Source organism: Micromonospora sp. NPDC005806 (genome assembly GCF_042871425.1).
In the GTDB taxonomy this organism is placed as follows: Bacteria; Actinomycetota; Actinomycetes; order Mycobacteriales; family Micromonosporaceae; genus Micromonospora.
In genome coordinates, this window is sequence record NZ_JBIAIL010000035.1 from 70780 (window position 1) to 77487 (window position 6708).

Here is a 6708-nt window from a genome sequence, read left to right on the forward strand (position 1 = left end):
TCCTGAACATCCTGTCCAGGGCGACGATCGGAGCCCGGCCGGACGGTTGCCGAAGCGGCAGCGAGCGCGGCGAGCCGCCGGCAGGCCTCAGCGGATCGCCTTCGCCACCAGCGGGATGCCCTCGCGGTAGGTCGACACCGCCGGAGCCCAGCCCAGCTCGCGCTTGGCCTTGGCGTTGGAGACGCGCATCGAGGTGGTCATCATCGCGTGGACGTACGGGATGGCCCGCAGCAGCCAGCTCGGGACCCGCCACGGCCGGCGCGCCCCCAGCTCGGCCGCGAGCGTGTCCAGGTAGTCCCCCCACCGCACCGGCTCGTCGTCGACGATGTTGTACGCCTGCCCCGCGCGCCCCTTCTCCAACGCGGCCACGGTGGCCACGGCGGCGTCCTCCAGGTAGATGAAGTTGGCGAAACCGCCGGACGAGGGCACCGGCAACCGGCGCTTGCGCACCAGGTTGACGAGCATGCGCGTCATGCTGTCCTGGCCGTAGAAGAATCCGTAGCGCAGCGCGATGCCCTCGATCTCGTCGGCCGAGAACACCTGCTCCTCGGTGGAGCGGATGGCCGCGACGGCGGTGCCGAGTTGGCCGCTCGCGGGTTCGGCGAACGGGTCGTCCTCGGTGATCACGTGCGGGCCGTGGTCGCGGTACCCGTACCCGAGCACGATCGACTGGGTGAGGAACCGGTGGGCGCCGACCGCCCGGGCGGCCGCGAGGAGGTTGGCGGTTCCGGTGGTACGCAGGCTGTTCGTGCCCTGCAGCGCCTCCCGCATCTTCGTGGTGCCCAACGCGGTCAACTCGTGCACGACCGTGTCGGCCCGCACGCCCCGTACGGCGGCGAGCAGGTTCTCGCGGTCCAGCACGTCGGCCACCACGGCCTCGGCACCGGCCTTGCGCAGCCGCTCGGCGTTGGTCCGGCTGCGGCTGATGCCGACGACCTGGTGGCCGGCGGCGATGAGTTGGCGGGTGAGCGGCGTACCGACGGCACCCGAGGCGCCGGCGAACAGAACTCTCATGGCTTCGGTCCCTTCCAGCAGGTCTCACCCCTGTAGACGGTGTACCGGTCCGGCGTGTGATGACCGAGCGCCGTGTTGTCGAGCACAGCGCCCGCGAAAACGGGTTCGTGTCGTCCAACTGCCGTGAATAGGATCGGCTCATGGGCCGGACCTTCGACATCATCACCCCGCCGCGCTCCTGAGCGGGGCGCCTCTGCGCATCGTGTCCAGCCTGTGTCGGCTGGACGCGCGGATCACCGATCGCTGAGTCCAGTACGCCCCGCTTCCGCGACCCCACTTCCTCTCGTCGCAGGAGCGATTTCCTCATGCTTGTCTCCGAACACCCGGCGGCCACCGCCCGATGCTCCACCGGCCTGTGGTCGCTTGTCCTCGCCGGCGTGCTGTGGGGCACCGGTGGCCCCACCGGCAGCCTCCTCGCCCACGAGACGGGGCTGTCACCGCTGGCCGTGGCCGCCTACCGACTCGCCGCCGGCGGCATGCTAGTCATCCTCTGGCTCTGCCTGACCCGGCAACCGCTGCCACGCCGCCGGCACGCCTGGGCCCGGCTGGTCGTGAACGGACTGCTCGCCGCGGTTTTCCAGGCCTGCTTCTTCGCCGCGGTGTCACTGACCAATGTCAGCCTCGCCACCCTGCTCACCATCGGCGCGTCGCCAGCCCTGGTCCTGTCGGCTGAATGGATCGCCGGACGGCGGCGGGTCAGCGCGGCGACGCTCGCCACGGTGGCGCTGGCCGTCAGCGGTCTGGCCCTGCTCGTCGGCACGCCGGCCGGCGGCATCACCACCACGAACGCGCTCACCGGAGCCGGACTCGCGTTGCTGTCGGCAGCAGGCTTCGCCACCATCACCTTCATCGGAACCCGACCCGTCGCCGGTCTCGACGACCTCACCGCCACCGGCGTGAGCTTCGCGATCGGCGCGGCCGTGCTCGCCCCCGCGGCCACCGTGACATCCGGGATGGGCTTCGTCCCGACCCCGGCGTCCGTGGGGTTGCTGCTCCTGCTGGGCACCGCACCGACCGCGGTGGCGTACGCCCTGTACTTCCGGGGCCTGCGCACCACCCCAGCCAGTACGGCAGCGCTGATCGCGCTGCTGGAACCACTCGTCGCCACGCTCCTGGCCACGCTGTTCCTCGGCGATCGCCTCGGCTCGACCGGGCTGGTCGGCGCCGGGCTGATCGCCACCGCCATCGTGCTGAACACCCGCCGCACGCACCGCTGACATGAGGGGCCCGGCCAGGACCGACAGCACCTGCCCGGGCCCCGATCAGCCTGTCGTCCAGGGCCGGATCTTGTCGGGGTTGAGGATTGCCCAGACGTGCTTGATCCGGCCGGCTGCGACGTGGAACGCGTACACCGCCACGGTGACGCCGTCCAGCTGAGCGACCAGACCGGGCTGACCGTTGACCGTACGCTCCAGGATCGTCACGTTGGTTGCCCTGTCGGCGAGGCCGACGAAGAAGCGCGCGATCTGCTCGGCGCCTTCGACTGGGCGGAGCTGGGCGCTGACGATGCCGCCGCCGTCGCCGGTCGCCGTGGCGTCGGGGTCGAGGAGGCCGAGGAGAGCGTCGATGTCCTTGGCCTCCCATGCCTGCTTGAAGTCTCTGACGATGACGGCGCGCTGGGCGGTCGGGGTCGCGGGAGCCTGTGACCCCCGGATGCGGCGGCGGGCTGACGAGGCCAGCTGGCGACACGCCGCCGGCGTACGGCCGACGATCTCGGCCACCTCGGCGAAGGAGTAGCGAAAAACATCGTGCAGGGTGAACGCGACGCGTTCGGCCGGGGTCATCGATTCGAGCACGACGAGGAAGGCCATGCTGATCGACTCATCGAGGGTGACTCGGTCGGCCGGGTCGGCCGTGGCACTGCCCGGCCGACCGCTGATCCACTCCGTGGGTTCGGGCAGCGGCTCGGGGATCCACTCGCCCACGTAGCGCTCCCGCCGAACCCGTGCCGAGCCGAGCAGGTCGAGGCAGATGCGGCTGGCGACCGTCGTCAGCCAGGCGCCGGGGGATTCGATGGCGTCCTGCTGCGGCCGGGACATGGCGTACCAGCGGGCGTAGGTCTCTTGGACGGCGTCCTCTGCATCGGCCAGGGAGCCGAGGAGCCGGTAGGCGAGATTGATCAGCCGACGCCGCTCGCTCATGATCGCGCTCAGGCCGGGATCGGGCCGGCCGTGTCCTGACTCGGTTCGGGTGGTCATGGCGCCGCCGGCTCCCTTGCTCGCATCTGCCCTCACCAGTTCGACGAGACAGCGCACCGAACTGTGAGGTGGGCGCGTCGCCTCACATTCCCGGCGGTTCCGTCGTCGGACTGCTGAGACGAACACACCATCCAGCGAACAGGAAACCGATGAATGACTTCCAGGCCATCGCCGATCGCGTCGAGATCGAGGCGCTGCGCGGCGAGTTCACCGACGCGGCCATGATGCGCGATCGCGCCCGCCTCGCGTCGCTGTTCACGCCGGACGGCGCGCTGCGGATGCCCAACATCCCCGTCGAGCTGGTCGGCCGGGAGGAGATCCGCGCCGGGGGCGAGCGGCTGCAGGACCAGTGGGACTTCTTCGTGCAGACCACGCACCCCGGCACGATCCAGCTTGACGGCGACACCGCGACCGGCCGTGCCTACATCCAGGAGCTCGCGCGCACCCGCGACGGCCGCCAGGGGCTGAACTACGCCATCTACCACGACCGCTACCAGCGCACCCCGGACGGCTGGAAGTTCACCGAGCGGGTCTACGAGGTCAGGTACCTCGACACCACTCCACTGGCGGGCTCGGCCCCCCGCCCGGCGGCGGAAGGAAGGCGGTGACCACTCACCTGCACGCTACGACCCCCCACACCACGACCAGCCCAGGAGGCACCATGACCACCCCGATTCCGGCAACCCTGTTCGCCGACCCGGCGCCCGCGCAGCGCCTGGAGCGGGCGGCCATCGCGCTGACGGCACACGGTTTCACCGTCGAGATCCTCGACGACGCCGCTGCCGCGCGTACCCGCATCAAGGATCTGATACCCGAGGACGCCAGCGTGTTCACCGCGGCCAGCGAGACCCTCCGCCTGTCCGGCATCGATGCGGACATCAACACCAGCGGGCGATACCAGGCCGTCAAGCCACGCGTCCTGGCCATGGACCGCGTCACCCGCGCCGACGACATCCGGCGGCTGGCCGCCAGCCCCGACGTCGTCGTGGGCAGCGTCGCCGCGCTCACCGAAACCGGCTCCCTCGTGGTCGCCTCGGCCAGCGGAAGCCAACTACCCGCCTACGCCGGCGGCGCCACCCGCGCGATCTGGATCGTCGGGGCGCAGAAGGTGGTACCCGACCTGAACACCGCGCTACGCCGCGTCGAAGACCACGCCCTCCCGCTGGAAAGCGCCCGCGCCCAGGTGGCCTACGGGCAGCCCAGCGCCATCAACCGCCTGCTCATCCTCAACGCAGAACCCCACCCCGGGCGCGGCACCGTCCTGCTGCTCCGCGAAGCCATCGGATTCTGAAACCTCCTGCTGTGCCGCGGCACAGCAGGAGGTCGTCGTGGCCGCGCTCGGTCCCGCTCACGCACCGGTCGTGGCAGGCCCGAGGGCGGGCTCGTCGTTCCAGGACAGCGAGCTCAATTTCCAGCCCGACGGGGTTTTGACGAACTGGGTGGTCTTCACGCCCCGGCCCTCGAACCACTCGCCGTTGAGGTAGCCGGACTTGCGGTACTCGCTGAACCGGTGGGCGATCGAGCCGTAGATCTGGGTGGACTCCGAGGTCTCCCATTCCCGGAACTCGGTCAGCGTCCCGTCGGTGAGGATCTTCTCGCGAGGTTCGACGAACTGGCTCAGGTCGTAGACCGTCGGGGTCGCGCCGTCGTTGTTGATGATCATCCCTTCGGGAATGAACACCTCGTAGATCGCCTCGACGTTCGGCCTGGTGCCGGCGGGGTTGGCGAAGGCGCCCAGGAAGGTGGCCATCAGGCCGTCGAGCTCGGCCTTGACGTCAGCGGACATGCTGCCCCTGCTGGTGAGAAGACCCGGTCGGCCGGCACGGCGGGCCCGCCACTCGTCGGCCAGCACCGACCAGATCTCAAGGTTGATCCGTCCGCCCGCTCCGTCCGGGTAGACCTGACGCAGCGTTCCGTCGCGGCTCATTCCCAGCCGCCGCGCGACCGCGATGCTGCGCTCGTTGCGCGATTTGGTGCGCCACTCGACGCGAGCAATGCCGCGCTCTTCGACGGCCCAGTCGATGATCCGCTCTGCGGCGCGGGTGATCAGCCCGCGGCCCTGTGCGCCGGGCTCCAGCCAGCAGCCCGCTTCGCAGACGCCCAGCGCGGTGTCGAAGGAGACGAGCATGACGCCGCCCACCAGGCGCCCCTCCAGCCAGATGCCCCAGATGCCGCCGCCGTCGGAGGCCCGCCTGTCCGCGTAACGCTGCAGTACCGCGCGGGCCTCGCCGATGTCGCGGGCGACGAAGGCGGGCGAGACCCACGGCAGGATGTGCTCGCGTGCCCGGTCCAGGTGGTAGAGGAACTCTTCGGCATGCCACGGCTCGAGCGGGCGCAGCACGGCCGAGTCGGCGAGGGGCAGCGCGAACATCACGTACCTCCGTACATAACAAACGTTTGGCATGTACGCTAGCAGACCATGACCCCCGCACGCACCGACCACGACTCCCGCCGCCAAGACGTCTCGGAGGCGGTTTGGCAGGTTCTGGCCGAGCACGGCTTCGGCGGCCTCACCATGCGCGCCGTAGCGGCGGCCCTGGGTTCCTCGACCGGACTGGTCACCCACTACTTCGCGGGCAAGCGCGAACTGATCGCCCACGCCCTCGACATCCTCGAGGTACGCACCGCGCAGCGCCCCCGCCAAGCTGCGCCCGCACCCGGACTGGCGGCGCTGCGCACGCAGATGCTCAACATCCTCCCGCTGACCCCCGATGCCGCGGCGATGAACCGGATCTGGGTCGGCTCCTGGGACGTCGCCCTGTCCGACCCCGACCTGTTCGCCGCCCAGAGCCTTCGCTACGAGCGCATTCGAGCAGGCCTGCGCACCTCCATCGAGGACGGCCAACGGCTGGGCGAGCTTCCCGACGGTGACTCCGGTCAGCTCGCGACGAGCGTGCTGGCGTTCACCCACGGCCTGGTGGTTCAGGCGCTGTTCGACCCCGAGCGGCTGCCGGCCGCGACGCAGACCCGACTCATCGACGACTTCCTCGCCACGCTCACCCGCTGAACCGCGACGTTGAACGCCCCAGCACGGAATATGACCGGCGAGCCCAGGGGGCGGATCGAGTAGACGTCGGCGGCAGTTTGACCGGGCGCGCCGGGAGCACAAGCACCGGAGGCGGCAAACGCGGTGCGCCCAGTGAGGTGACGCCGCGGAAGGTGTCGCCCTGCAGCACTTCCTCGACGCCCAGCGGCCAGTGCGCTGGCGATCCTCGACGGGCTCACCGACGAGCAGTTGCGGACCTCGGTCTTGCCCTCGGGTTGGACGCCGCTCGGGCTGATCTTGGCGGGTTGTGGCCGATGGTCGACCACCCCGACGCCGCCCAACAGCAGGGCGAGTGCGTCGAGTCCGAGCAGTAGGCCGGCTACGACTGCGGTTCCGGTTCGGCGGGCAGGCTGACCAATTTGATTAGGGATCGTCGATGATCGTAGGTTGACGGTGTGGACGTTGTTCGGCGCTTGAGGGCTGCGAGGCGTTTCGGTGTTCACCCTGTGG

6 protein-coding genes and 1 pseudogene are annotated in these 6708 nt (G+C 70.2%); 4 read left to right on the forward strand and 3 right to left on the reverse strand.

Features of this window, described 5'->3' with window-relative positions; genetic code table 11:
- Positions 1-87: 87 nt before the first annotated feature.
- The gene (locus tag ACFYOS_RS28250; protein WP_387147993.1) at positions 88-1014 is read right to left on the reverse strand and encodes an NAD-dependent epimerase/dehydratase family protein; all 927 of its coding nucleotides are present in this window, start codon (positions 1012-1014) and stop codon (positions 88-90) included.
- A 305-nt stretch (positions 1015-1319) separates the two neighbouring features.
- Between ACFYOS_RS28250 and ACFYOS_RS28255 the strand changes: the two genes are divergently transcribed.
- Entirely contained in the window at positions 1320-2231 is a 912-nt protein-coding gene (locus tag ACFYOS_RS28255; RefSeq protein ID WP_387147996.1) for a DMT family transporter, read from the forward strand.
- A gap of 45 nt (positions 2232-2276) precedes the next feature.
- Here ACFYOS_RS28255 and sigJ read toward each other — a convergent pair whose 3' ends face one another.
- Positions 2277-3212 carry an RNA polymerase sigma factor SigJ gene (gene sigJ / locus ACFYOS_RS28260; RefSeq protein ID WP_387147999.1) on the reverse strand — a complete coding sequence of 312 codons (936 nt, stop codon included), beginning with the start codon at positions 3210-3212 and terminating at the stop codon, positions 2277-2279.
- 149 nt (positions 3213-3361) lie between these two features.
- Between sigJ and ACFYOS_RS28265 the strand changes: the two genes are divergently transcribed.
- The gene (locus ACFYOS_RS28265; protein WP_387148002.1) at positions 3362-3820 is read left to right on the forward strand and encodes a nuclear transport factor 2 family protein; all 459 of its coding nucleotides are present in this window, start codon (positions 3362-3364) and stop codon (positions 3818-3820) included.
- Between the two features lie 53 nt (positions 3821-3873).
- The gene (locus tag ACFYOS_RS28270; protein ID WP_387148005.1) at positions 3874-4503 is read left to right on the forward strand and encodes an LUD domain-containing protein; all 630 of its coding nucleotides are present in this window, start codon (positions 3874-3876) and stop codon (positions 4501-4503) included.
- Positions 4504-5034: 531 nt separating this feature from the next.
- Here the strand turns inward: ACFYOS_RS28270 and ACFYOS_RS28275 are convergent.
- Positions 5035-5583, reverse strand: a pseudogene (locus ACFYOS_RS28275) (GNAT family N-acetyltransferase); the annotation flags it as partial.
- A 48-nt stretch (positions 5584-5631) separates the two neighbouring features.
- Between ACFYOS_RS28275 and ACFYOS_RS28280 the strand changes: the two are divergent.
- Positions 5632-6219 (forward strand): TetR/AcrR family transcriptional regulator, encoded by a 588-nt coding sequence (locus ACFYOS_RS28280; protein WP_387148008.1) that lies wholly within the window; start codon positions 5632-5634, stop codon positions 6217-6219.
- Positions 6220-6708: the final 489 nt, after the last annotated feature.